This window comes from Pseudomonas sp. GW821-FHT02H09 (assembly GCF_059421425.1).
Genome location: NZ_JBWKVA010000022.1, coordinates 84,395 through 108,844 on the forward strand (window position 1 = coordinate 84,395; position 24,450 = coordinate 108,844).

General features: G+C 58.0%; 21 protein-coding genes and 3 pseudogenes. 12 read left to right on the forward strand and 12 right to left on the reverse strand.

The genetic code is table 11. From position 1 onward, the window contains the following. Positions 1–45: 45 nt before the first annotated feature. Complete coding sequence (locus AC07VR_RS25475) at positions 46–405, forward strand: PilZ domain-containing protein (RefSeq protein WP_494992149.1); 360 nt, start codon at positions 46–48, stop codon at positions 403–405. 223 nt (positions 406–628) lie between these two features. Here AC07VR_RS25475 and AC07VR_RS25480 read toward each other — a convergent pair whose 3' ends face one another. Beyond that, positions 629–1,000, reverse strand: a complete 372-nt coding sequence (locus tag AC07VR_RS25480) for a DUF6124 family protein (protein ID WP_495012937.1) — start codon at positions 998–1,000, stop codon at positions 629–631. A 445-nt stretch (positions 1,001–1,445) separates the two neighbouring features. Here AC07VR_RS25480 and sbcB point away from each other — a divergent pair, with 445 nt between their 5' ends. Further along, positions 1,446–2,873, forward strand: coding sequence for an exodeoxyribonuclease I (gene sbcB / locus AC07VR_RS25485; protein WP_494992067.1), 1,428 nt, complete (start codon positions 1,446–1,448; stop codon positions 2,871–2,873). 98 nt (positions 2,874–2,971) lie between these two features. On the opposite strand, the gene mvaT is transcribed toward sbcB, so the two are convergent. Next, a complete protein-coding gene (gene mvaT / locus AC07VR_RS25490) occupies positions 2,972–3,349 on the reverse strand; it encodes a histone-like nucleoid-structuring protein MvaT (RefSeq protein WP_494992068.1) in 378 nt (125 codons plus the stop codon). A 348-nt stretch (positions 3,350–3,697) separates the two neighbouring features. Here mvaT and purU point away from each other — a divergent pair, with 348 nt between their 5' ends. Beyond that, a complete protein-coding gene (gene purU, locus AC07VR_RS25495) occupies positions 3,698–4,546 on the forward strand; it encodes a formyltetrahydrofolate deformylase (protein ID WP_494992069.1) in 849 nt (282 codons plus the stop codon). A 154-nt stretch (positions 4,547–4,700) separates the two neighbouring features. Next, entirely contained in the window at positions 4,701–4,883 is a 183-nt protein-coding gene (locus AC07VR_RS25500) for a hypothetical protein (RefSeq protein ID WP_495012938.1), read from the forward strand. Here the strand turns inward: AC07VR_RS25500 and gpgF are convergent. From gpgF to AC07VR_RS25525, 5 genes and pseudogenes are all read right to left on the reverse strand, one after another. Continuing rightward, complete coding sequence (gene gpgF, locus AC07VR_RS25505) at positions 4,870–5,865, reverse strand: glucosaminyl phosphatidylglycerol flippase (protein ID WP_494992071.1); 996 nt, start codon at positions 5,863–5,865, stop codon at positions 4,870–4,872. The genes AC07VR_RS25500 and gpgF overlap by 14 nt on opposite strands. Beyond that, on the reverse strand, positions 5,862–6,638 hold the full coding sequence (gene gpgD, locus AC07VR_RS25510; protein ID WP_495012939.1) for an N-acetylglucosaminyl phosphatidylglycerol deacetylase: 777 nt from the start codon (positions 6,636–6,638) through the stop codon (positions 5,862–5,864). Before gpgD ends, gpgF begins: the two co-directional genes overlap by 4 nt. Continuing rightward, complete coding sequence (gpgS, locus tag AC07VR_RS25515; protein WP_494992073.1) at positions 6,631–7,752, reverse strand: N-acetylglucosaminyl phosphatidylglycerol synthase; 1,122 nt, start codon at positions 7,750–7,752, stop codon at positions 6,631–6,633. Before gpgS ends, gpgD begins: the two co-directional genes overlap by 8 nt. 230 nt (positions 7,753–7,982) lie before the next feature. Next, positions 7,983–8,747 (reverse strand): methyl-accepting chemotaxis protein, encoded by a 765-nt coding sequence (locus tag AC07VR_RS25520; protein WP_495012951.1) that lies wholly within the window; start codon positions 8,745–8,747, stop codon positions 7,983–7,985. A 93-nt stretch (positions 8,748–8,840) separates the two neighbouring features. Beyond that, a pseudogene (locus AC07VR_RS25525) lies at positions 8,841–9,872 on the reverse strand (cache domain-containing protein); the annotation flags it as partial. 194 nt (positions 9,873–10,066) lie between these two features. Here AC07VR_RS25525 and AC07VR_RS25530 point away from each other — a divergent pair. Both AC07VR_RS25530 and AC07VR_RS25535 read left to right on the forward strand, forming a co-directional pair. Next, a pseudogene (locus AC07VR_RS25530) lies at positions 10,067–10,272 on the forward strand (helicase HerA-like domain-containing protein); the annotation flags it as partial. A gap of 15 nt (positions 10,273–10,287) precedes the next feature. Then, positions 10,288–10,675, forward strand: a pseudogene (locus AC07VR_RS25535) (helicase HerA-like domain-containing protein); the annotation flags it as partial. On the opposite strand, the gene AC07VR_RS25540 reads toward AC07VR_RS25535, so the two are convergent. Beyond that, on the reverse strand, positions 10,576–11,046 hold the full coding sequence (locus tag AC07VR_RS25540) for a DUF721 domain-containing protein (protein ID WP_494992074.1): 471 nt from the start codon (positions 11,044–11,046) through the stop codon (positions 10,576–10,578). The pseudogene AC07VR_RS25535 and the gene AC07VR_RS25540 sit on opposite strands and share 100 nt — an antisense overlap. Before the next feature lie 308 nt (positions 11,047–11,354). Between AC07VR_RS25540 and secA the strand changes: the two genes are divergently transcribed. From secA to AC07VR_RS25560, 4 genes are all read left to right on the forward strand, one after another. Continuing rightward, complete coding sequence (gene secA, locus AC07VR_RS25545) at positions 11,355–14,096, forward strand: preprotein translocase subunit SecA (RefSeq protein WP_495012940.1); 2,742 nt, start codon at positions 11,355–11,357, stop codon at positions 14,094–14,096. A gap of 121 nt (positions 14,097–14,217) precedes the next feature. Further along, positions 14,218–15,435 (forward strand): bifunctional glutamate N-acetyltransferase/amino-acid acetyltransferase ArgJ, encoded by a 1,218-nt coding sequence (gene argJ, locus AC07VR_RS25550; protein ID WP_494992076.1) that lies wholly within the window; start codon positions 14,218–14,220, stop codon positions 15,433–15,435. A gap of 168 nt (positions 15,436–15,603) precedes the next feature. Beyond that, positions 15,604–16,236, forward strand: a complete 633-nt coding sequence (locus AC07VR_RS25555) for a glutathione S-transferase family protein (protein ID WP_495012941.1) — start codon at positions 15,604–15,606, stop codon at positions 16,234–16,236. Next, positions 16,233–17,177 (forward strand): Nudix family hydrolase, encoded by a 945-nt coding sequence (locus tag AC07VR_RS25560; protein ID WP_495012942.1) that lies wholly within the window; start codon positions 16,233–16,235, stop codon positions 17,175–17,177. Before AC07VR_RS25555 ends, AC07VR_RS25560 begins: the two co-directional genes overlap by 4 nt. Positions 17,178–17,319: 142 nt before the next feature. On the opposite strand, the gene AC07VR_RS25565 is transcribed toward AC07VR_RS25560, so the two are convergent. From AC07VR_RS25565 to AC07VR_RS25575, 3 genes are read right to left on the reverse strand one after another with little or no spacing between them, the layout of a single operon-like run. Continuing rightward, positions 17,320–17,901 carry a cob(I)yrinic acid a,c-diamide adenosyltransferase gene (locus AC07VR_RS25565; protein ID WP_495012943.1) on the reverse strand — a complete coding sequence of 194 codons (582 nt, stop codon included), beginning with the start codon at positions 17,899–17,901 and terminating at the stop codon, positions 17,320–17,322. Between the two features lie 2 nt (positions 17,902–17,903). Then, positions 17,904–19,940, reverse strand: coding sequence for a sensor histidine kinase (locus AC07VR_RS25570; RefSeq protein ID WP_494992080.1), 2,037 nt, complete (start codon positions 19,938–19,940; stop codon positions 17,904–17,906). Positions 19,941–19,985: 45 nt separating this feature from the next. Next, a complete protein-coding gene (locus AC07VR_RS25575; RefSeq protein ID WP_494992081.1) occupies positions 19,986–20,903 on the reverse strand; it encodes a putative 2-dehydropantoate 2-reductase in 918 nt (305 codons plus the stop codon). 145 nt (positions 20,904–21,048) lie between these two features. Here AC07VR_RS25575 and AC07VR_RS25580 point away from each other — a divergent pair, with 145 nt between their 5' ends. Both AC07VR_RS25580 and AC07VR_RS25585 read left to right on the forward strand, forming a co-directional pair. Beyond that, entirely contained in the window at positions 21,049–21,534 is a 486-nt protein-coding gene (locus AC07VR_RS25580) for a YajQ family cyclic di-GMP-binding protein (protein ID WP_489073061.1), read from the forward strand. A gap of 135 nt (positions 21,535–21,669) precedes the next feature. Next, the gene (locus AC07VR_RS25585) at positions 21,670–22,512 is read left to right on the forward strand and encodes a mechanosensitive ion channel family protein (protein ID WP_494992082.1); all 843 of its coding nucleotides are present in this window, start codon (positions 21,670–21,672) and stop codon (positions 22,510–22,512) included. A 313-nt stretch (positions 22,513–22,825) separates the two neighbouring features. On the opposite strand, the gene AC07VR_RS25590 is transcribed toward AC07VR_RS25585, so the two are convergent. After that, positions 22,826–24,151: an OprD family porin gene (locus AC07VR_RS25590; RefSeq protein WP_494992083.1), complete on the reverse strand. Its 1,326-nt coding sequence runs from the start codon at positions 24,149–24,151 to the stop codon at positions 22,826–22,828. Positions 24,152–24,450 lie beyond the last annotated feature (299 nt).

A 24,450-nucleotide genomic window follows, 5' to 3' on the forward strand; every position in this document is an offset into this window, starting at 1 on the left:
AGTAGTGCGGTCATGCTTAATGACCTTTCTATAGCGATACTCAGCATGTTCACCGACCGCCGGATCGAGCGGCATCAACTGCCGTATTTTTTAAGGGTGTTCAATAGCGTCACTGACAAACTGATTGGTTATCTGGGCAACGTTTCCGAGGACGGGCTGATGCTCATCAGCCAGTTACCGATGATGATCGGCGCCGACTTCGAACTGCGTCTGAAGATCCCGGCCAGCGACGGCTGCCTGCAGGTGATCGATGTCACAGCCTGTTGCCTGTGGTGCCATGAAGACGCAACCCCGCATCACTACGATGCCGGGTTTGTCGTACTCCAGGCCCCGGCTGAATACAGACAACTGGTCAGCGCCTTGACGCAGTATTTCAGCTTCCATTCGTTGTCGGCTTCGGCGTAAGGGCTCGATAAAGGACGTAGCGCTGATCCCGTAGCAGCTGCCGAAGGCTGCGTTTGGCTGCGCAGCAGACGCAATTGCCGTAACGCAATCCTGAGCATGGATTGAATCGCCTGGATCACGGCCGCTACACAGCCGAACGCAGCCTGGCGGCAGCTGCTACGCGATCAAGCCCCTTCAATTCCGGCGCGCCTGCGATTAACGCGGGCGCGCTTGCTCCACTTGTCTACACCTTCACCGAATGCTCGCGATCCAGTGCTTTTTCGACCAACAACAACCCCAACTCCATCAGGCTATAAATCGCCAGCGCGAGGTTGCGGTGTTTGCCTTCCAGGTCATCGGACAAATCCAGGGTCAGGGTGCTGGCCGAGCAGAAGGTTTCGTAGGTGTGGGCCATCAAGGCTTCGGGGTTGATGTCCGGGGCGACAGTGAAGAACTGGGGCGGACGCTCGTCGCTGGAACGCGGCTTGCCTGATAGCGGCGGGGTCAGATAGTGATCGAGGGCCCGGTGCGCGGCTTGGTGGAGATTTTTCGAATCGAGGGCTTCGTAGGGCGAAACGTTTGGGGTTTCGGGTGGATTGGGGGTTACTTTGAACATCGGTTGGTTCCTTGAGTGGGGCTGCCACCGCCTCGCTACTAAACGAAGGGGTGGCGGCTGTACGCAGGTTAGTAGACCGGGGAACCAAGCAAAGCCGGCGCGCCCGAGGGCGCCCTGCGCACAGCCACCATCAAGTGCAGGCGATAGGGAAGCCTGACTGAGTGAAGCTAATGCAACTTGCCTAATTAACCACGGGCTACTAAACCCGATCGCTGATGGGCAGCGACAGGAGAACCTTAGTGGCGTGGGGCAAGGCGCACAAGCGGGGCGATTCTGGCGGATGTGTAGGCAGTGGCGCAAGGTTGTGTAGTCGCGTTTGCGAGGGGCAAACGACATAACCCTGTATGACAGACAATGTAGCTGCTAACGATTGAATGCAGACATCGCTGGTCGGGCCAGCCTGTGAACGCCTAGACTTTGCCGGTCTTTAGATCAGGAATAGCCCGTGACCTCCATCTTCTGGTACGACTATGAAACCACCGGCATCAACCCGCGCTGCGACCGCCCGTTGCAAGTGGCAGGGATCCGTACCGATGCCGAGCTCAATGAGATAGGTGAACCGGTCAATCTCTACTGCCAGCCAAGCGACGATATCCTGCCGCATCCGGCGGCCAGCATGATTACCGGCATTACCCCGAGCCGACTGGCTGAGCAGGGCCTGAGCGAAGCCGACTTCATGACCCGGGTCCATGCGCAATTGGCGGCCCCCGGTACCTGTGGGGCTGGCTACAACACGCTGCGTTTCGACGATGAAGTGACTCGCTACAGCCTGTACCGGAATTTTTTCGACCCATATGCCCGCGAGTGGCAGGGCGGTAACAGTCGCTGGGATCTGATCGATGTGGTTCGCGCCGCCTATGCGCTGCGCCCGCAAGGCATTGTCTGGCCTGAGGAGGAAGGCCGTGTCACGCTGAAACTTGAGCGTCTGACGGCTGCCAACGGCATCGACCATGGTCAGGCTCACGATGCATTGTCCGATGTACGGGCGACGATTGCTCTGGCGCGGTTGATTCGCGACAAGCAGCCGAAGTTGTATGACTGGTTGTTCCAGTTGCGCAGCAAGCAACGGGTCATGGACCAGATAAAGCTGTTGCAGCCGATGGTGCATATCTCGGGGCGGTTTTCCGCTGCCCGGCATTACATTGGCGTGGTTCTGCCGCTGGCCTGGCATCCGCGTAATCGTAATGCCTTGATCGTTTGCGATCTGCACCTCGATCCACAGGGGTTGATGGATCCGGACGTCGAATCCTTGCGTCAGCGGCTGTATACACGCCACGACGATCTGGCGGAAGGCGAGTTGCCCGTACCGCTCAAACTGATTCATATCAACCGTTGCCCGGTGGTGGCACCGTTATCGGTACTGCGGGCCGAAGATCGGCAGCGCCTGCAATTGGATGTGGCTGAGTATCAGGCCAGAGCGCTGCGGCTAACTGACGCACAAGAAGTTTGGCGAGATAAAGTCCAGGCTATTTATTCCAGCGAGGACTTTGTCCCTAGCCTGGACCCTGAGCAACAGTTATACGATGGCTTTATTGGTGACAGGGATCGCCGTTTATGTGAGCAAGTCAGGACTGCCGACCCTGCTCAATTAGCGCAAGAGCAATGGCCGTTCGATGATGAGCGCTTGCCGGAATTACTATTTCGCTACCGCGCCCGTAACTTTCCAGGCACCTTGAGTGGTCAGGAACAAGAGCGCTGGCGATTATTCTGTCAGCAACGTTTGTCAGCGTCTGAATGGGGGGCGCCCAATACGCTGAACGCTTTTAATGAGGCCACCGTCGAGTTATCGGCAAGTGCTACATCGGTTCAGCGCCAAGTGCTCAATGAGTGGCACGATTATGCTCAATCGTTACGCAAGCGGTTGAGTCTTTGAAATCAGTGAGTTCACTTGCCTGAACCGCAGGTATAAAAAAACGCCAGCTAGCTGGCGTTTTTTTCAGGTCGCAAAGTGGTCCGCGACGGGTGTTTCACTTAGCCCAGCAGGGTAGCCCAGCCTTCAACCACATCACCGCCCCACTTGGCTTTCCACTCTTTCAGAGTCTTGTGGTTGCCACCTTTGGTTTCAATGACTTCGCCATTGTGCGGGTTTTTGTATTGTTTAACCTTGCGAGCACGTTTGGTGCCGGTAGTTTTCACAGCGCCACGTGGAGCTTTGCTGGTTTTGGATTCTGGATCCAGCAGCGCAATGATGTCGCGCAGGGATTTTGAATATTCGCCCATCAGGGTGCGCAGTTTGCCTTCGAATTCCAGCTCGGTTTGCAGTTTGTCGTCTTGGGACAGATTCTTCAAACGGGCTTGCAGCTCTTTGATAGCTTCTTCGGTGGCGCGGTATTCGTTGATCAAGGACATGAGGACTACCTATGTTGGGCACTGGATGACAAGGTTACAGTGTCTTAATGATAGGCAGGCAGTTTCGGCAAGTAAACATTTATGCGGGGTTTTACTTAATTTAATTAGAGTGGTTAGCGAAAAACTCCCGGAATCAGTTAAATGCGGTGATTGCGTTGTCACAGATGTTCACAATAGAAGCCTTGCGCAATTTTAGGAAAAGACCTCGCGGGTTTTGAACGCAGCAAAGGGGGGCGCAACGGCAGTCCGCGTCTGACGAGCCGATCGATCAAAACGTCAGGAATACTGCAGTTTTACCGCGCAATGGCTAGAATGACCGCCTTTGCGAAGTTCTGGAGTTTCCCCCTCATGCGCACTTTTCGGCTGGTGATTGCTTGCCCGGACCGCGTCGGCATCGTTGCTAAAGTCAGTAACTTTCTGGCATCCCACAACGGCTGGATCACCGAAGCGAGCCATCACTCGGATAATCTCAGTGGTTGGTTCTTTATGCGTCACGAGATTCGTGCCGATTCGCTGCCCTTCGGGCTTGAGGCTTTTCGCGAGGCGTTTGCGCCGATTGCCGAAGAGTTCTCGATGGTCTGGCGCATCACGGATACTGAACAGAAGAAGCGTGTGGTGCTGATGGCCAGCCGTGAGTCCCATTGTCTGGCGGACCTTCTGCACCGTTGGCACAGCGACGAGCTGGACTGCGAAATTTCCTGCGTTATTTCCAACCACAACGACCTGCGCAGCATGGTCGAGTGGCACGGCATTCCTTATTACCATGTGCCGGTGAATCCGCAGGACAAAGAGCCGGCGTTTGCCGAGGTCTCGCGCCTGGTCAAACAGCACGACGCTGAAGTCGTGGTACTTGCCCGTTACATGCAGATCCTGCCACCCGAGTTGTGCCGTGAATATGCCCACAAGGTCATCAATATTCACCACAGTTTCCTGCCGTCCTTTGTCGGCGCCAAGCCGTATCACCAAGCTTCCATGCGCGGCGTGAAGCTGATTGGCGCAACCTGCCACTATGTGACCGAAGAGCTGGATGCCGGCCCGATCATCGAGCAGGACGTGGTACGTGTCAGCCATAGCGACAGCATCGAAGACATGGTGCGTTTCGGCCGTGACGTCGAGAAGATGGTGCTGGCCCGCGGCCTGCGCTATCACCTGGAAGATCGGGTACTGGTACACGGCAACAAAACCGTGGTGTTCTGATGATCGTTCCCACGCTCTGCGTGGGAATGCCGCCATGGACGCTCCGCGTCCGCTATCGAGAGTTGACGCAGAGCGTCACAGGATGCATTCCCACGCAGACGGTTGGACGTGGGAATGATCCGAATGCACCCGGTTGTGCCTGGAGGACATGAACATGGCTGATCCACTGGATAAAGCGACGTCCAAAGCTCCGGCGATGGTAGGTGAGGGTTGCTTGAGCCGCTATGACCCGGATGATCTGAGTCCGCAGGACGGCACTGACTTTCCCGGCGCCGCCGAGTTGTGGGAGCAATTACAGGATGAACCGGCGAGGGAACCCGCCTCTAAGCCTGTTTGAGTTTCATCAGCTTGTGCAACAACGGTCGCCCGACCATCAGCAGGAATACCGGCCCGCCTGCCAATAGATAGAAGTAGTAGGTCACGGCCCGCCAGATCAGAATCGCTGCTGCCGCAGTTGACTTGCCCACCATCGGCGCCAACAGCGCTGCCGAAGTGATCTCGGCCGCACCTGCACCGCCGGGAAGCAGGCTCAATTGCCCGGCGCTGAGTGAAAGCATCTGGACCAGAAAGCTCCAGGCCCACTGCACATCCACGCCCAGACCACGCAAGGCCAGATACAACACGCTGTAGCGTAAGGCCCAATGCAGGCAGGTCAGGGCAAACACACGGGCCAGTGTTTGCCACGGCAATTTGAGGGTGGCGGTGAAGGCCACCAGAAAGTGGAGCAGCTTGCGTGCCCATCGACGTCGGGTAAGGGCTTTGACGTTCATGCGTTTGAGCAGCCGACCGCTGAGGCGAATCAGCAAGCGGTGGTAGCGCGCCAGGATCACGCCGCTGCACAGCCCGCCAAACATCGAGATGGCGCTCAGGGTCAGCATCCATTCGAGGTTTTGACTCAAATGCTGGAACAGCGCGTAAATCAGAATGGCGCTCAATGCGCACAGAAAGAACAGCAAATCACTCAGTTGATCCATGGCAAACACGGCACTGCCATGGGCTGGGCGCACGCCGTTGCGCGCCAGTAGAGCCATCAACGTCAATGGGCCGCCACTGCCTCCGGGCGTCGCGCACATGGCGAACTCGGTGGACATCACCACCCCGAGACTTTTCAGGCGTCCGATCTGGCCGCGCTGCTCACCCAGCAACAAGCGCAGGCGCACCGAATTCAGTACCCAGCACAGCACAATCATGCCCGGCATCGTCAGTAACAGCGCGAGCGGGAAACGCTGCACTCGCAGCCACATATCGCTACCGCCCAGCAAGAAGGGGACCAGCATGGCCAGCAATAAGGCGACGGCCAGCCAGATTGCCCTCCTCATGCGGCATACCTGGCAATCGTGGTTTGAGCTGCCAGCCAGTTGGCCTTGGTCATCGGCACGCGACCGTCAGCCAGCAAGCGCTTGAGGGTTTGTAGCCAATAGTTTCGCGAGTACCCGTGGCGCATGTCCACCGGGTGCAAGCCGAGGCGAATAACCGTTGCTTGCCGCCAACGCTGTTCGCGTTGATCGTTGAGTATCTTCGACAGACCACGGCGCCAGGCACTGCGCGAACTCCAGACCAGCCCCGGTGCATCGACCGGAGTGAAGTCCGGCAAACGATAAAGATGCTGTGGATCGCTGGTGTAGTGCAGCGGCAGTTGGCGTAGCGCCTGGCGCGTACCCTGGCTCATCAGCCAGGCCGGCGCGACAAAACCTTCCAGTGGCCAGTGATAGCGCTGGAACAGTTCGATCCCGGCGTGCAAGCGGTCGAGGGCAGCGTTTTGCGACAGTGCGTAGAATTCGCCCTCATGGGTATAAATCCGCCGCATGAACCAATCCCGTGGATTCACCGGAATGGGGCTGTCGTCGCAATGAAAATAGCCGTGCAGCGCCAGCTCATCGCCCAGGGCTATGCGGCGGGTCAGCAGGGAACGAAATCCCGGATGGGCGTCCAGCGCATTGTGCTTGTGGAAGTCGGGCACCACCAACCAGGTCATGGGCACATTACCCAGTGCATCCACCGCTTCGACAAACAGCTGATAGTCCGCCCAGGTTTGTGGCGCAACGTCATGCAGGACCAGTAACACACTGGGGGAGCTCATGGGCTCAACCATGGGCCCGCAGCGGCTGCTGGTTGCCGAGCACGGCGCGATAGTGCCCCAACAGGCTGCTCACCACTGCGTCCCAGGCATAATGCTGTTCGACATGGCGTCGGGCCTGCCGGCCGATTGTGGCGCTGCCGAAAGTGAACAGTTCACGCACGGCATTGGCCATCGCCAGCGGGTCGTCCGGTGTGCAGAGCAGACCGCAGACGGGTGTGACGATCTCTTTGAGCGCACCGGCAGCCACGGCGACAACCGGTATTCCACTGGCCATGGCTTCGAGGATCACCAGACCGAAGGTTTCCTGGTCGCCGGCGTGGAGCAGCGCATCAGAACTGGCCAACAGCCTGGCAAGCTGTTGTGCGGGGTAGAACTCACCGACTACCGTGACGTTATTCGGCACCGCGGCCGGCATGGAGGAGCCTACCAGCAGCAGGTGATAGTGGTTGCCAAGGTGTTTCATGCAACTGAGCAGAACCGGCAGATTCTTTTCCTTGGAGCCACGCCCGGCGAAGATCAGCAGGCGGGTGCTTTCGGCAATGCCCAGTTCGGCGCGTAAAGACGGGTCTCGAGCGCTCGGGTGGAAGGTTTGCAGGTCCACACCCAAATGCTGCACAAAAACGTTTTTCACCCCAAGACCGATCAGCTTGTCAGCCATGACCTGGCTGGGTGCCAATACCCGATCGAAATTGCCATACAGCTTACGGATATACGCTTCGACATTCGGTGTGCACCAGTTGCCCATGCGGTTGCTCGCCAGCAGTGGCAGGTCCGAGTGATAAAAGCCGATCACCGGCACGTCCAGTTGACGGCGAGCGTCCAGGGCGGCCCAGGCGGTGAGGTAAGGATCGCCGACTTCAATCAAGTCCGGTTGCAGGTCGCGCAGAGCATTGCGCCAGGGCGTCAGACGCCAAGGGAAACGGTAGCCTTTACCGAAGGGCACGGCGGGAGCCGGGACTGTGTAAATACCGTCCTGCTCACTCAGATACGCCCCGGGGATCAGCAAGCTGTGACGGATACCTGGCTGACGTCCCAGGCGACGGTGTTTGGCATCCAGATAAGTGCGCACGCCACCGCTGGCAGGGGCGTAGAACATGGTTATGTCAGCGATATGCACGATGAGCATCCCTCCTATCCGGTGTTCCCTTTAGGGTTGACCTTTATGAAGGATAGATGTTCGGTGCGGGATGTGCGCAATACACAGCCCACCTGTAGGAGCGAGGCTGCCCGCGAAACCAGCGACACGGAATTGCTGGTACACCGCGTTATCGTTCATCGCGGGCAAGCCTCGCTGCTACAGGTGAGAGCATACCTCTGTAGGAGCGAGGCTTGCCCGCGATGAGGCCCAGGAGACCGCTAGATCCGGAAGCTGCCCACCAACTGCTTCAAGCGCGCCGCTTGCTGCTCCAGGTCGGAGCACGCGCGCAAGGTCGATTGCAGGTTTTCCACGCCTTCCTGGTTGAGGGTATTGATCTCGGTGATATCGACGTTGATCGATTCGACCACGGCGGTCTGTTCCTCGGTGGCGGTGGCTACCGACTGGTTCATGCCGTCGATCTCGCCGATGCGCTGGGTCACGCTGTTCAGGCGCTCGCCGGCGAGGTTGGCGATTTCCACGCTGTCGTGGCTGTGGCGCTGGCTTTCGCCCATGGTGCTTACCGACTCACGGGCCCCGACCTGCAGTTCTTCGATCATGGTCTGTACCTGTTGCGCAGACTCCTGGGTGCGATGAGCCAGGTTGCGCACCTCATCGGCGACCACCGCGAAACCACGCCCGGCTTCACCGGCCCGAGCCGCTTCGATGGCTGCGTTGAGCGCCAGCAGATTGGTCTGTTGGGAAATGCTGGTGATCACCTCGAGAATCTGCCCGATGTTCACCGTCTTGCTATTGAGGGACTCGATGTTGGTGCTCGAAGCGCTCAGCATGTTGGACAACTGATTCATCGCCTTGATGCTTCTGTCGACCACTTGCTGACCGTCCTCGGCCAGGCTGCGTGCATCGCTGGAATGCTGCGAGGCGAGGGCGGCGTTCTGGGCGATTTCCTGGGCGGCAGCGCCGAGCTGGTTGATCGCCGCGGCAACGCTGCTGGTACGCGAAGCCTGCTGGTCGGAGTTGAACATCGACGAGTTGGAAGCGCTGACCACCCGCAAGGCCACTTCGTTGACCTGGCCGGTGGCGGAGGCGACTTCTCGAATCGAGGTGTGAATCCGCTCGACGAAGCGGTTGAATGCGGTGCCGAGGATGCCGAACTCGTCCTGCGTCTGGATGGTCAGGCGCTTGGTCAGGTCGCCTTCACCTTCGGCAATGTCCTGCATCGCGCGGGTCATTGTGTGCAGTGGCTGGATCAGGATGCGAATCAGCATGCCGAGCAGGGCGATGATGATGGCCACGGCAATAATAGTGGCAACGATTGCCGAGGTGCGGAAATTGCTGAGCTTCGCGAAGGCTTTGTCCTTGTCGACGGACAGACCGATGTACCAGTTGACCGAGGACAGTCCCTTGATCTGGGTAAAAGTGACGATGCGGGTTTTACCATTGACCTCAATTTCGCTCAGGTCTTTGCTCAGGCGCGGAGTGTCTTGCGGGTAGACGTCCTTGAGCGTCTTCATCACCAAGGCCTTATCCGGGTGCACGAGAATTTTGCCGTCGGCACTTACCAGAAATGCATACCCCATACCGCCGAAATCCAGTGCGTTGATGCTATCGGCAATCACCTGCAAGCTCAGATCGCCGCCAACCACGCCGACGTTCTGGCCGCCCTTGAGCACGCTGTTGACGATGGAAATCACTAACTGGCCGGAAGCCAGATCGATGTAAGGTTCGGTCAACGCCGAGCCACTGCTGCTCTCTGCGCTCTTGTACCAGGGACGGGCGCGCGGGTCGTAGCCGTCCGGCATTTTGCTGTCCGGGCGAATGAGGAAGGTGCCGTCCTTGTTCCCTAGATAGGCGCCCATGAAACTGGAGGTTACTGCCTTCTGTTCAAGCAGATTGGCGACGTTACCCATGTCCGGGTTGAGCGCAACGGACTGTGAAAGGTTTTCGATCAACAAACTGCGGCCGGCGAGCCAGGTCTGGATATTCTTCGCTGTGACGGTGCCCATTTCCTGCAGGTAATTTTCCAGGTCCTGGCGAATCGCACTACGCTGCAAATAGTCGTTGTACAGCGTGAAGGAGGCGAAGGCGGCAATAACGATCAGGGCGGCGGCAAGCAGTATTTTATGGCTGAAGCGCAGATTTTTGTTCATGACTTGTGGTGTCCGCTAAGGTCTTAATGTCCAGGGCGAGCGGCTGTGAAAGCGCGCAAAATGGGCAATGTTGAAAGTAAGCTGATATTTCCATTTCTCCTTGGGGAATTATCGGACCTTATTTTCAGTCTTCTCTTGTCTCTCGCTTTTCTATATCGACCGTGCAGGGCTAAAGATTAACCATGGGTGACAAAATGCCTGGCTCACTGCAACTCGTTATCGGTGCCGATCTTGAGGGACAACCAATTGCTCAGGCCATGCATCTGGCCAACCGTCACGGGCTGGTGGCCGGAGCTACCGGTACGGGAAAACCGTGACCCTGCAACGTCTGGCGCAAGCCTTCAGCGATGCCGGCGTTGCAGTGTTTGCCGCCGACATCAAAGGCGATTTGTGCGGTTTGGTTTGGGTGACTGCGATGGTCCAGCGTGTTCTGGTGGCTGCGCCGCAATCGCGAATCGGGCCTTTGAGTGACGCCGAGCGTGCCGCCCTGATCGCCGGCTCACCGTTGGTCGGACGTTATGACAAACCGATCGATCGTGAATCGGCGCTATCAAGTGCTGATGAGCCGCAAAGGGCTGGTGCCAGAGCCCGATGCCGCGTCGGGCAAGGCGGCTGAAGAACCGGGCTTCACTGACAAGGCCGGTGAGTTTCCGGGGACGGCGGGCGGACAAATGTTGAAGTCGGCCATGCGTCAGGCAGCCAATCAGTTGGACCGGCAATTGGTCCGTGGTTTGGCGTGGCTGGCCAGACGCTCCAGAGCGGCGCGCAGGTTGGGGTCGCTGATACCGTCGGCGGTGGCCTGAATGGTCTCGGCGGCGTTTGTCGACAAGTCCATGGTGTGGCCGGCTGCGCCTTGTTGCACAGTGGGGGGTTGAACCTTGAACAGAATGCGCGTCAGGCTGGAGAATTCGTCGAACACCTGTAACTGACGTTGCAGGCGTTTTTGCTGATAGCGCAGCCGGGTCGCCCAGTGACCGTCGGTGACGATCAGCAACAAACTGCCTTCACGCCAGGAAGCCACATGGCAGTGTTCACGAGCGGCGGGTTGCAGCTGACTTTCAAGCAAACGCTGTAAATGCGCTAAACGTTGAGCGTGGCTGAATATCGCTTTTAAAGGCTTGGCTTCGCGAAGCAGGACGGCGGGTGCTCTGGCCGTAAGAGGGCGAAAAGCCATGATCAGACACCTGAAGTAACAGAACCGCCATGGTAGCAGAAAGTGCCGGACGCGCTTGTCCCCCATTGCTTTACAGCTGGTTTACCCATTAAATCAACGAGTAACTTCTACCGCGATTGGGTTGAAGTTCAGCAAAAAGCCCCTATTTAAAGTGAGCCCCGTCACAGCGCTGTGCCAGCATCGTGGAATAACGCCACTTTCCTCACAATCGTTTCCGGGTAGAATACTCGTTCGCATGCGGCCATAAGGGCTGCACGGGCGACTCACGGGGCCGCCCTCCATCCCTATGTGTGGAAGAACCTGTCGATATGTTTGCGCCTTTGTTAAAGAAACTTTTTGGAAGCAAGAACGAGCGCGAAGTCAAACGCATGCTCAAGACGGTACAGATCGTCAATGCCTTCGAAGAGCAAATGGTGGCCCTTTCGGACGAGCAATTGCGCGCCAAGACCGAAGAGTTCAAGGCCCGCATAGCCAAAGGCGAGACCCTCGACAAGCTCCTCCCTGAAGCCTTTGCGGTTGCCCGTGAAGCCGGTAAGCGTGTCATGGGCATGCGCCACTTCGATGTGCAGTTGATCGGCGGCATGACCTTGCATGAAGGCCAGATCGCAGAAATGCGTACCGGTGAAGGCAAGACCCTGGTGGCGACACTCGGCGTTTACCTGAACGCGCTGTCCGGCAAGGGCGTGCACGTTGTAACCGTGAACGACTACCTGGCTCGTCGTGACGCCAACTGGATGCGTCCGCTCTATGAATTCCTCGGCATGACGGTCGGTGTGGTGACGCCGTTCCAGCCGCCGGAAGAGAAGCGTGCTGCCTATGCTGCCGACATCACCTACGGCACTAACAACGAATTCGGTTTCGACTACCTGCGCGACAACATGGCTTTCAGCATGGAAGAAAAATTCCAGCGTGAGCTCAATTTTGCGGTAATCGACGAAGTCGACTCGATCCTGATCGACGAAGCCCGTACCCCGCTGATCATTTCCGGTCAGGCCGAAGACAGCTCCAGGCTCTATATCGAGATCAACAAGCTGATCCCGCTCCTGGAGCTGCATGTCGAAGAAGTGGAAGGCGAAGTCACCAAGGCTGGCCACTACACCATCGACGAGAAGACCCGCCAGGTCGAGCTGAACGAAGCCGGTCACCAGTTCATCGAAGAGATGCTGACCCGCATTGGTTTGCTGGCCGAGGGCGAGAGCCTGTATTCGGCACATAACCTGGGCCTGCTGACCCACGTTTATGCCGGTCTGCGTGCGCACAAGCTGTTCCACCGCAACATCGAATACATCGTTCAGGACGGTCAGGTTGTGCTGGTCGACGAACACACCGGTCGTACCATGCCGGGACGTCGTCTCTCGGAAGGTCTGCACCAGGCCATCGAAGCCAAAGAAGGCCTGAACATCCAGGCCGAAAGCCAGACCCTGGCTTCGACCACCTTCCAGAACTACTTCCGTCTGTACAACAAACTGTCCGGCATGACCGGTACGGCCGACACCGAAGCGTTCGAATTCCACCAGATCTACGGTCTGGCGGTAATGGTCATTCCACCGAACAAACCGCTGGCGCGTAAAGACTACAACGACCTGGTGTTCCTCACTGCGGACGAGAAATACGCCGCTATCATTGCCGACATCAAGGAATGCATGACCCAGGGCCGTCCGGTGCTGGTGGGTACTGCGACCATTGAAACTTCCGAGCACATGTCCAGTCTGCTCCAGAAGGAAGGCATCGAACACAAGGTTCTGAACGCCAAGTTCCACGAAAAAGAAGCAGAAATCATCGCCCAGGCCGGTCGTCCGGGCGCACTGACCATCGCCACCAACATGGCCGGTCGTGGTACCGACATCCTGTTGGGCGGTAACTGGGAAGTGGAAGTAGCATCCCTTGAGGATCCGACCCCTGAGCAGATCGCCCAGATCAAGGCTGACTGGCAGAAACGTCACCAGCAAGTGCTCGAATCGGGCGGCTTGCAGGTCATCGCTTCCGAGCGTCACGAATCGCGCCGTATCGACAACCAGTTGCGTGGTCGTGCCGGTCGTCAGGGTGACGCTGGCTCCAGCCGTTTCTACCTGTCGCTTGAAGACAGCCTGATGCGCATCTTCGCTTCTGATCGGGTGAAGAACTTCATGAAAGCCCTGGGCATGCAGCCCGGCGAAGCAATCGAGCACCGCATGGTGACCAACGCTATCGAAAAGGCTCAGCGCAAGGTAGAAGGTCGCAACTTCGACATTCGTAAACAACTGCTCGAGTTCGATGACGTCAACAACGAACAACGTAAAGTGATCTATCACATGCGTAACAGTTTGTTGGCCGCCGATAACATCGGTGAAACCATCGCCGACTTCCGTCAAGACGTGCTCAACGCTACCGTCAGCGCACACATTCCGCCGCAGTCGCTGCCTGAGCAGTGGGATGTAGCCGGCCTTGAAGCCGCTCTGTCGAGTGACTTCGGTGTGAAACTGCCAATCCAGCAGTGGCTCGACGAAGACGATCACCTCTACGAGGAGACTCTGCGCGAGAAGCTGATGGCCGAACTGCTGGCCGCTTACAACGAGAAAGAAGAGCAAGCGAGTGCCGAAGCACTGCGCACCTTCGAGAAACAAATCGTTCTGCGCGTGCTGGATGACCTGTGGAAAGACCACCTGTCGACCATGGATCACCTGCGCCACGGCATCCACTTGCGCGGCTATGCACAGAAGAACCCGAAGCAGGAGTACAAGCGCGAGTCCTTCACCTTGTTCTCCGAGCTGCTGGATTCGATCAAGCGCGACTCCATTCGTGTGTTGTCCCACGTACAGGTTCGCCGCGAAGATCCAATCGAAGAAGAAGTTCGTTTGCGTCAGGAAGCCGAATCCCTGGCTCAACGCATGCAGTTCGAACACGCCCAAGCCCCTGGGCTGGAGCATCCGGAAGCATTGGATGAGGGCGTTGATCTCGATGTCGCCCTTGCCGCTGCGCCGGTTCGCAATGAGCAGAAGCTGGGTCGCAACGAACTGTGCTACTGCGGTTCGGGCAAGAAGTTCAAACATTGTCACGGCCAGATCAACTAAGATTTCCGCCAGACACTGAAATACCCGCGCCGCGACCGGCATCAGCCGTCGCGGCGTTTTTCCATTTGAAACACTGTCCTTCGTGACGACAGTGCTGACATCACATTAGAGGAGCGCTTTCATGGCTGTTGGTCTTGGTCCTTTGCCAACGTTGCACCCGGTTGCCGGTTTTGAACTCGGTATTGCTTCGGCCGGCATCAAGCGCCCGGGGCGCAAGGATGTTGTGGTCATGCGCTGCGCTGAAGGCTCCACGGTTGCGGGCGTGTTCACCCTGAACGCCTTTTGCGCCGCTCCGGTGATCCTGGCCAAGCAGCGAGTGCAAGGTCCGGTGCGTTATTTGCTGACCAACACCGGTAATGCCAACGCCGGTACTGGCGAGCCAGGACTGGCCGCTGCCGCGCGTACCTGCGCCAAACTGGCTGAATTGACCGGTGTCGACGCCAATCTGGTATTGCCGTATTCCACAGGCGTGATTGGCGAGCCGCTGCCGGTCGAGAAGATCGAAGGCGCCCTGCAAGCCGCCCTCGACGATTTGTCCGTGGACAACTGGGCCGCCGCCGCCACCGGCATCATGACCACCGACACCCTGCCAAAGGGTGCGAGCCGCCAGTTTCAGCACGACGGTGTGACTGTCACTGTCACTGGCATCAGCAAAGGCGCAGGGATGATTCGCCCGAACATGGCGACCATGCTCGGCTACATCGCCACCGACGCTAAAGTCTCCCGCGATGTGTTGCAGAACCTGCTGCTGGACGGCGCCAACAAATCGTTCAACCGCATCACTATCGATGGCGATACTTCGACCAACGATTGCTGCATGCTGATTGCCACTGGCAAGGCTGATCTGCCGCAAATTACCGAGGCCAGCGGTCCGCTGTTCGCGGCACTCAAGCAGGCGGTGTTCGAAGTCTGCATGGAGGTGGCTCAGGCCATCGTCCGTGACGGCGAGGGCGCGACCAAGTTCGTCACGGTTGAGGTAAACGGCGGCGCTAATCATCAGGAATGCCTGGACGTCGGTTACACCGTGGCTCACTCGCCGCTGATCAAGACCGCGTTGTTCGCTTCCGATCCGAACTGGGGTCGTATTCTTGCTGCCGTCGGCCGTGCTGGTGTACCGGATCTGGACGTGAGCAAGATCGACGTGTTTCTGGGTTCAGTCTGCATCGCCAGCCACGGTGCGCGCGCAGCGACTTACACCGAAGCGCAAGGCGCGGCGGTAATGCAGCAGGAAGAGATCACCATTCGCATCGAACTGGGCCGCGGGGATTGCAGTGAAACGATCTGGACCACCGACCTGTCCCACGAATACGTGAAAATCAACGCCGAATACCGTACGTAATTACGATTTCGCCAGTACCCCGTTCCCCTTGTAGGAGCGAGCTTGCTCGCGATGGACGTTAACGATAACGCGTGTTTTCTGAGTAAACACGCCGCCCTTGAGTCCATCGCGAGCAAGCTCGCTCCTACAAGGGAGTCCCGCGATTCTCCTCATTGAAGGTGTCTGAACATGAGCTTCCACCTGATCATCGGCGACAAACTCTATTCTTCCTGGTCCTTGCGTGGTGCGTTGGCGCTTGAACTGACCGGCACTACTTACACCGAAGAACTGATCAAACTGAACCAGCCTGACACCCGTCAGTTGCTCCTCAAGCATTCGCCTACCGGCAAAGTCCCTCTACTGAAAACCGAGCACGGCACCATTGCCGACTCGCTGGCGATTGCCGAATACCTGGTCGAGCGCTTTCCAGAGGTCGATTTGTGGCCGCGTGACATCGCCGCCCGTGCCCAGGCGCGATCCGCTTGCGCGCAAATGCACAGTGGTTTCTTCGGGATGCGCGGCAATATGCCGTTCGACCTGAGCCACGATGCTCCACTGTCGCCGATGCCACCTGAAGCGCAGGCCGATATCGAACGCATGCTGGCGCTGTGGGCTGAATGCCGCGCGGCCGCTACCGAGCCCGGGCCTTTCCTGTTTGGTCGGGTCAGCCTGGCGGACGCATTCTTTGCGCCGATTGCCGTGCGTTTGCGCACCTACCGGGTGGCCTTGCCGGCGGTCGATGCGGCGTATGTCGAAACGATTTACCAATGGCCAGCCTTCAAGGCCTGGCAGAAGGCCGGTTTAGAGGAAGTAGTACGGTGAAGCGAGTACATGTGGCTGCGGCCGTTATCCGTGATAGCAACGGCAAGATTCTCATCGCCCGACGTGCCGACACTCAGCATCAGGGTGGCCTTTGGGAGTTTCCCGGCGGCAAGGTCGAGGCGGAAGAAGCGGTGGAGACGGCGCTTGCCCGCGAGCTGCAGGAAGAGTTGGGCATTGTGGTCAGCGCGGCTCGACCGTTGATCAAAGTGCAACATGACTACCCGGACAAGCAGGTATTGCTGGATGTCTGGGAAGTCTCAAGCTTTACCGGCGAACCTCATGGCGCCGAGGGGCAACCCTTGGCCTGGGTGGCTGCCCGGGATTTGACGGGCTATGAGTTTCCGGCTGCCAACCAGCCGATTGTCGCGGCGGCCCGTTTGCCGGGGGAATACTTGATCACCCCTGACGGTCTGGAAACCCCGGCCTTGCTACGGGGCATACAGAAAGCCATCGCCGGTGGCATCAAACTGATTCAGCTGCGTGCGCCAAACGGCTATGACCCACAGTACCGCGACCTGGCGGTGGATGCGGCGGGTCTGTGTGCGGGCAAGGCGCAATTGATGCTCAAGGGTCCGTTCGAGTGGCTGGGAGACTTCCCGTCCGCAGGTTGGCACGTGACGTCGGCACAATTGCGCAAGTACGCCAGCGCCGGTCGACCATTGCCCGCGTCGCGCTGGCTGGCGGCTTCTTGCCACAATGCCGAGGAGCTGGCCTTGGCTGAACAGATGGGCGTGGACTTCGTCACGCTGTCGCCGGTTCAGCCTACTCAGACTCACCCGGATGGGCAGCCGTTGGGTTGGGATCTGGCGGCACAGTTGATCAGAGGCTTCAACAGGCCGGTGTTTTTGCTCGGTGGTGTCGGCCCGGCCGAACGCCAACGCGCCTGGGAAAGCGGTGCGCAGGGCGTGGCGGGGATTCGGGCGTTCTGGCCTGAGGCTTGATTCTGTGGTGTAGCCACTGGCCTCATCGCGAGCAAGCTCGCTCCTACATCTAGGGTACGCGATCACCTGTACTGTAGGAGCAGCCGGGCGGCGTTCCGTTTGCTCGCGATTGCGGCGTCACAGGCGACACATGCCCCCCTGACTAAACCTCAGGCTTCGCCGCCGCCTCCCAAAGAATCTCGGCAACACCCTGACGTTTAGCGATCAAACGAGCGGCAACAAACAGCAAGTCCGACAGCCGATTGACATACGCCAGGCCAACCCCGGTCAGCGGTTCGACGGCGTTCAAATGCTGGCAACGTCGCTCGGTACTGCGGGCCAGGCTGCGGCACATATGCGCTTGTGCGATCAACGCCGAGCCGCCGGGCAGAATGAAATTCTTCAGCGGCCCCAGCTCTTCATTCCAGCGATCGATTGCCGCCTCCAGGCGCTCGACTTCACCTGAATTGAGTGCCTGATACACTGGCATCGCCAACTCGCCACCCAGGTCGAACAAGCGATGCTGGCAGGGCGCCAGGACTTCAATCACCTCGGTCAATCCTTGACACTCGCGGCTTTGCTCGGCCAGTCCGGCCAACAACAATCCCAGCTGGCTGTTCAAGGTATCGACTTCGCCAATGGCCTCGACTCGCGGATGGTCCTTGGGCACCCGACGTCCGTCGCCCAGACCGGTTTCACCTTTGTCGCCAGTGCGTGTGTAAATCTTCGACAAGCGAAAACCCATGCTCACCTCTCCAGTTGACTGAGTTCGTGGGAGGCGAGCTGGGTGCCCGCCAATGGCAGGCGCAAGGTGACACAGGTGCCTTGGCCCAGGGTCGACTGTACTTCCATCTGACCCTTGTGGTTGTTGGTGATGATGAAGTAGGAAACCGACAGCCCAAGCCCGGTGCCCTGGCCGATTTCCTTGGTGGTGAAAAACGGTTCGAAGGTGCGCTTGCGCACGTTTTCACTCATGCCTATGCCGTTGTCTTCAACCTGAATTTCCGCCCAGGGCGGATTCAAGCGGGTGCGCAAAGTGATCCGCCCTGGTTCTCTATCGTCTTCACGCTGGTGAATGGCCTGCGCAGCGTTTTTCAGCAGGTTGAGCAGCACTTGCTCCAGCTCGTTGGCGGTGCCCGGAACCGGGCCCATCTGCGGGTCGAACTGGCGAACGATGGCTTGGCCCTTGAAGTCGAAACCGATGGTCAGATCGAAGTCGTTGCTGGCAATTTCCACCGCTTGGTCGATCAACGCCGGCAGATCGCATGGAGCCAACTGGCGGTTGCTACGGCGGCTGAAACTGAGCATGTGCGTCACGATTTTCGCTGCGCGTGCTCCGGCTTGCTGGATGCCGTCGAGTAACTGTGGCACCTCACGGCTTTGCAGATAGCGGTTGACTGTCTCCAGCTGGATGCCGATCTGCTCGGCTTGTTCGAGGTTCTTCGGCAAGTCCGACGACAAACGACGGCGAATGTTCTGAACATTGTGCAGGATCGCCCCCAGAGGGTTGTTGATCTCGTGGGCCATGCCGGCGGCGAGGCCTCCGACCGAGAGCATCTTCTCCGATTGCACCATCATTTCTTCCAGAGACAGACGCTGGGTGATGTCATCGATCCGGATAACTACCCCGCGTCCGGCACCGCCCATCAACGGGTAGAAGGTCAGGGCGTAGTGCCTGGCTTCATCGTCCTTGACCCAGGTGACGCGCTCGATTTTGGCCACGGTGTGCTGTTCCACTGTTTCCTTGAGTTGTGGCAGGAACGGTTTTAGCGGCTCGAACGCAAGGAAGATCGGTTGATTCAGGGCTTCGTCCAGACGGGTTCCGGAAAGGGCGCTGGCCTCCTGATTCCATTGGGTCACGTAGAGCTGTTCGTCCAGCGCGATCAGCGCCGAGGGCATCGAGTCGATGATGCTGTTGAGGTAGTTTTGGAAACCAGTGAGTTTCTTCTCGATCTTGCTCCGAACCTGGACTTCCAGTTCCAGCTTGCGATTGGTGTGACGGGTCTCTTCGGCAAGTCCCTGGGCCTGGTCATATGCTGCCTGGGAATCGTCCCGTGCACGTTTGAGCTGTTGCTCACGGGCTTCGATCCGCGAAAGCATGGTGTTGAAGGCTTCGGCGAGGCTGCCGATTTCATCGTGATTACCGCGAGCGGCGCGCAAGGCGTAGTTCTCCTCGCGGGTCACTTGTCGGGACAGCTCTTCGAGTTGGTGGATCGGCTGGGTGATCAGGCGCTTGATTTGCTGGGCGATCACCAGCCACAGCAGCACACTGAAGATCAGAATCCCAAGACTGGCAGTCAGGGTGCCTGTGTAGAACGCCATCGGCAGTTCGCTGCTGGCCACCAAGAGCAAATGTCCTGGCGGCTGGCCGGGGCGGGGCAGGGTGATCAGCTGATTGCTGCGAAACTCGGTCACTTGCCAGGCTTCAATATGCCGATAACGCTCTGGCAGTTTGAGCCGTTCGCCGTGTTGCAACTGCGCCAGACGTGCGCCTTTGCTGTCGTAGAGCGCGGCAGCGCGTAATGGCGAATAGCTGTTGAGCTCATTGAGCAGATTTTCGGCGCTTTGTGGCGAGTCCAGCGCCTGCGCGGCCAGGCTCGGATTGGAGATCAATCGACCTATGGTCTGCAAGGCCTGTGGTGCCATGCTTTCCTGAGAGATCCAGTACGCGGCGCTGATAAACGTCAGGTTGGCGACCAGTAGCACGGTGATTAGCAGAACCAGCAGGGCCGCGAACAGTTTCTGGCCGACCGGAAGGTTTTCAAGGCGCTGGCGCAATGGCATTGAGGTTGTCACTGAAGAGGAACAAGTGGGCAGCGTAGCCGCTGCTCAGTCGCTGGGCAATCCGCGCGTGCGCAGGTGCTCGATCAGCCGCTGTTGTACCTGATTGAGGTGGGGCAGGGTCAGCTGATGTCGAGACGCAACATTGCAGGCATGACCCAGCAGGTAGCTGATCTCGGTCCTGCGGCCGTTGGCGACGTCCTGATACATCGACGAGTAATTGGCCGCAGTCGCCTGAATGACTCGCTCGACTTCGTGTTGCAGATCTTGCGCTGCTGCCGGCTGGCCGCAACGCTCCAGTAGTTCAGTCAGCTCGGCGCAGAGGGTGGCGACCTCGCAGTGATGTTGCAGCAATCCACCGTTACGGCAGTCGTGCAACACGGTCAGCGGGTTGATGGCGCAATTGAGCGCCAGTTTTCGCCATAGCCGAGTGAGGATATCCGCGCTCCACTCATGGGGGATGCCGCCCGCGCTCAGATCATCCAGCCAGATTGGCGGGGTAGGGTGGCCGGCATCACCGAGCCATGTATAACCGTGGCCGGCGAATACCACACGCCAATCGCCATCGCGAAACGCACCTTCGGTACTGGAAGCAAAAATGCAACGCGCCTGCGGGACCCGCGCCGCGACCGCGTCCTGACTGCCCAGACCGTTCTGTAACAGAATCAGTTCGGCATCGGGAGTCAGGCGGGGCGACAGTTGCGCGACGGCTTTTTCGGCGTCGTAAGCCTTGCAGGCTACGAGCAATCGGGTGATAGGCTCGCCACTGTCGACGGTTTCACCGGGGATCTCGTAGAACTGTGCTTCACCTTGCTCCACCAGCGTGAGCCCGCCTGTTGCCCGGTAGGCCTGCAAGCGTGCCTGATCGCGCAGAATCAGTCTGACTGGCAAGCCGGCCCGGGCCAGGCGTGTAGCCCACAAGGTGCCGAGGCTGCCTGCGCCGAGAACGTGCCAGGTGGTCGACATCAGCTTTTTGCTCTGTTTGGCACACGCATGCGAGGCTCGCAGTGAAGGAGAGGAAAGACCCGTTATAATGAGCCGGCACTTTAACCGCAAGCCTGGCGTACTCCATCTATATTGAGCGGCGCCCTTTTGACATTGGAGAAATTACATGCCGTCGTTCGACGTGGTATCCGAACTGGACAAACACGAAGTTACCAACGCGGTCGAGAACGCTGTCAAGGAGCTCGACCGTCGCTATGACTTGAAAGGCAAAGGCAGCTTTGAGTTCAAGGAAAAAGATCTGGTCGTCAACATGACCGCTGAAGCTGACTTTCAGTTGGAAGCAATGATCGAAATCCTCAAGTTGGCGCTGGTCAAGCGCAAGATCGATGTGCAGTGCCTCGAGCTCAAGGACGCTTACGCTTCCGGCAAATTGATGAAACAGGAAGCGACCCTCAAGGAAGGTATTGATAAGGAGATGGCGAAGAAAATCGTCGCTCATGTCAAGGACGCCAAGCTCAAGGTTCAGGCGGCCATTCAAGGTGAGCAGGTGCGTATCACCGGCAAGAAGCGTGACGACTTGCAGGAAGCGATTGCCGCACTGCGTGCCAAGGAGTTCGGTATGCCGCTGCAGTTCAACAATTTCCGCGACTGATCAGTGTTTCGGGAACCTCCTGGCGTTATCGGCGTCCGAGGCCCGTGGAAGGGCAGAAACGATTGAGCTCAAGAGATCTTGGTCGTTCTGCCGATTAGTATTGCGAGCCGGGGACCCGGTAATCAGGAGAGATAGATGGACTTGAATGCGGAAGTGGACCACCTGGTCAGGGCGTCCCAAGCCTGGGTTCCGATGATCATGGAATACGGTAGCCGGGTGCTGCTGGCGGCCATCACACTGGCGATCGGTTGGTGGTTGATTAACAAACTGACCCATAAAGTCAGCAAGCTGCTGGCCTTGCGCAATGCCGATCAGGCCTTGCAGGGTTTTATGAGCAGCCTGGCGAACATCATTCTCAAGGTACTGCTGATCGTCAGCGTGGCCTCGATGATTGGTATCGAAACCACCTCGTTCGTCGCGGCGATCGGCGCGGCGGGCCTGGCGATTGGTTTGGCATTGCAGGGCAGCCTGGCGAACTTCGCCGGCGGCGTGCTGATTCTGCTGTTCCGTCCCTTCCGTATTGGCGACTGGATCGAAGCGCAGGGCATCAGCGGCACAGTCGACAGCATTCAGATCTTCCATACCGTGTTGCGCACCGGTGACAACAAGACCGTCATCGTACCCAACGGCAACCTGTCCAATGGCATCATCACCAACTACAACCGTCAGCCGACCCGTAAGGTCGTGCTTGATGTAGGTGTTGATTACGAAGCCGACTTGCAGAAGGCTCGTGAGGTTTTGCTTGAACTGGCCAATGACGGGCGAGTGCTGACCGATCCGGCGCCAGTGGCTGTGGTATCGACGCTGGGCGACAGCTCGATCACCGTTTCTTTGCGTGTCTGGGTGAAAACCGCGGATTACTGGGATGTGCTGTTCCACTTCAATGAACAGTCCCGTGATCGCCTGAAGGCGGCAGGTATTAATGTTCCGTTCCCCCAGCGAATGATGCGTGTGGTTCAGGAAGTAGCTGCGCGGTAACGTCGCTTGTTATGACTTGGCTGTTCGGTCAAGTATCAGTGTTGAACTCAAGGGGCGATCAGCCCCTTGAGCGTTTTACCCCTCCGGTAATCATTCTTCCAGCGCAAAACACTTCCGCTAACACCGGGCATGAAGTGCGAGCAAATGGTTTGTTCGGCAGAGGAAGATACTTGGGTGGCTGTTTTATACTTAGCTAGCTTGCTATGTAGTTGCAGCGAACAGAACCGCAATGTCGCAATAAAAAAGCCGCTCACCTGAATCAGGTGAGCGGCTTTTCAGTAGAGCCGGGCTCTAAATTGCTGTGTTGCAGGTGTTACAGGATGCTCAGCGGGTACTCAACAATCAGACGGGTGTCGTAGAGGTTGTCGCTGTAACCACGGAAAGCCTCGTTGTTGTGGTAGTTAGCGAAGCGCACACGGAAGGACAGGTCTTTGGCCGGGCCTTCTTGCAATACATACTTGGACTCGACGTTCCACTCGTACTCTTTGCCTTCACCCAGACCGTTGGTGGTGATGTTGTCACCTTTGACGTAACGGGTCATGAAGCTCAGGCCAGGAACGCCGTAGGTCGCCATGTTCAGGTCGTAGCGAGCTTGCCAGGAGCGTTCGTCACGGCCCACGAAGTCGGAGATCTGAATGGAGTTGGCTACGAAGATTGTGCTGTTACCATCGACACCGTAGTAGTAACCATTGTCACCGCTGGAGCGTTGGTGAGCGATGGTGAACTTGTGAGCGCCGAGGGTATAGGCAGCTGCCAGGCTCCACAGTTTGTTGTCTACGCCTTTGGTGCCGTCGCCGATCATGTCAACCTGGTCGCCGCGCTTGTCGCCTTCGGTTTTATAACCGTTGAAGTCGAAGTTCAGGGACTGGCTTTCTGCGATTGGCAGGGTGTAGTTCAGGTTGATGTACTGCTTCTTGAAGTATTCATCAACCTTGGATGCAGCCAGCGCACCGGTGAAGTTATCGGTGAAGGCATAGCTTGCGCCGAAGATGTTGGCAGCAGTCAGGCCTCTGCCGCCATTGCCGTTAGCATCCGCAACACCGCCGATGCTGTCCTTGCCCATGCCGGTTTGCTTGCTCAGGGCGGTGAAACGACCTGCGCTCAACTCAAGGCCTTTGATCTCTTTGCTGGTGATCAAAGTACCTTCGGCAACTTCTGGCAGCAGACGGCTGTCATCGGTAGCGAATACTGGGCTGGCAACGAATTGACGGCCGTATTTCAAGGTGGTGTCGGAGATACGGAACTTGACTGCAGCGCCAGTCTTGGACTGGGTTTTTTGCTCGCTGCGGTCGCTACCTACCGCGAACAGGCCGTTGCCTGCGCGACCTGCGCCGCCGTCAAGTTTGGCGGAGCCCATAGCCATAGCGTCAACACCGACGCCGATGGTGCCTTGAGTGAAGCCGGACTCGTAGGTCAGCAGTTCGCTGACACCCGTGTCCTGACGATAGCCACTAGTTCCCGACGTTGGGTTGCTAGCGCCGTGCTTGTAATCGCGGTTCATGTACTCCATACGAGTCTTGGCTTTCAGGCTGCTGTCTTCAACAAAGCCCTTGGCGTCGTCCTGGGAGGACGCGATTGCGAACTGCGAGGTGCCTGCTGAAACAGCCAGTGCGATCATGCTCCACTTCATCACGCGCATCGTGATTTGCTCCTTTGGTTTTTAGAAGAGTACTGCCGTCCCGCCTGTTCTATTATCCGGGCGGCTCTTTCTTTTTGTGTCGGCGCAAACTTATATCACGCTGACAATGTTGGCGATACTTACGTATCTATCCTTTTGGCTTCTTCACGAGCGTGTCGCAAAATGCTCGGTCGATGTCGCATATCTGTAGTCCCACTGTATCCGGACTGACAACTTCAGTACTGCCTTCAAAGGCCGGAGCATAGGTAAAATGGTTCTATGTCCAGGCAGTGAAATCTTCATGGGCGACCTTGCCACTA

Bases quoted from the DNA above. Each gene is read 5' to 3' on its own strand.
- AC07VR_RS25475 (WP_494992149.1), top strand. From the start codon at position 46: ATGTTCACCGACCGCCGGATCGAGCGGCATCAACTGCCGTATTTTTTA.
- AC07VR_RS25480 (WP_495012937.1), bottom strand. From the start codon at position 1,000: ATGTTCAAAGTAACCCCCAATCCACCCGAAACCCCAAACGTTTCGCCC.
- mvaT (WP_494992068.1), bottom strand. From the start codon at position 3,349: ATGTCCTTGATCAACGAATACCGCGCCACCGAAGAAGCTATCAAAGAG.
- purU (WP_494992069.1), top strand. From the start codon at position 3,698: ATGCGCACTTTTCGGCTGGTGATTGCTTGCCCGGACCGCGTCGGCATC.
- AC07VR_RS25500 (WP_495012938.1), top strand. From the start codon at position 4,701: ATGGCTGATCCACTGGATAAAGCGACGTCCAAAGCTCCGGCGATGGTA.
- gpgF (WP_494992071.1), bottom strand. From the start codon at position 5,865: ATGAGGAGGGCAATCTGGCTGGCCGTCGCCTTATTGCTGGCCATGCTG.
- gpgD (WP_495012939.1), bottom strand. From the start codon at position 6,638: ATGGTTGAGCCCATGAGCTCCCCCAGTGTGTTACTGGTCCTGCATGAC.
- gpgS (WP_494992073.1), bottom strand. From the start codon at position 7,752: ATGCTCATCGTGCATATCGCTGACATAACCATGTTCTACGCCCCTGCC.
- AC07VR_RS25520 (WP_495012951.1), bottom strand. From the start codon at position 8,747: ATGTTCAACTCCGACCAGCAGGCTTCGCGTACCAGCAGCGTTGCCGCG.
- AC07VR_RS25540 (WP_494992074.1), bottom strand. From the start codon at position 11,046: ATGGCTTTTCGCCCTCTTACGGCCAGAGCACCCGCCGTCCTGCTTCGC.
- secA (WP_495012940.1), top strand. From the start codon at position 11,355: ATGTTTGCGCCTTTGTTAAAGAAACTTTTTGGAAGCAAGAACGAGCGC.
- argJ (WP_494992076.1), top strand. From the start codon at position 14,218: ATGGCTGTTGGTCTTGGTCCTTTGCCAACGTTGCACCCGGTTGCCGGT.
- AC07VR_RS25555 (WP_495012941.1), top strand. From the start codon at position 15,604: ATGAGCTTCCACCTGATCATCGGCGACAAACTCTATTCTTCCTGGTCC.
- AC07VR_RS25565 (WP_495012943.1), bottom strand. From the start codon at position 17,901: ATGGGTTTTCGCTTGTCGAAGATTTACACACGCACTGGCGACAAAGGT.
- AC07VR_RS25570 (WP_494992080.1), bottom strand. From the start codon at position 19,940: ATGCCATTGCGCCAGCGCCTTGAAAACCTTCCGGTCGGCCAGAAACTG.
- AC07VR_RS25575 (WP_494992081.1), bottom strand. From the start codon at position 20,903: ATGTCGACCACCTGGCACGTTCTCGGCGCAGGCAGCCTCGGCACCTTG.
- AC07VR_RS25580 (WP_489073061.1), top strand. From the start codon at position 21,049: ATGCCGTCGTTCGACGTGGTATCCGAACTGGACAAACACGAAGTTACC.
- AC07VR_RS25585 (WP_494992082.1), top strand. From the start codon at position 21,670: ATGGACTTGAATGCGGAAGTGGACCACCTGGTCAGGGCGTCCCAAGCC.
- AC07VR_RS25590 (WP_494992083.1), bottom strand. From the start codon at position 24,151: ATGCGCGTGATGAAGTGGAGCATGATCGCACTGGCTGTTTCAGCAGGC.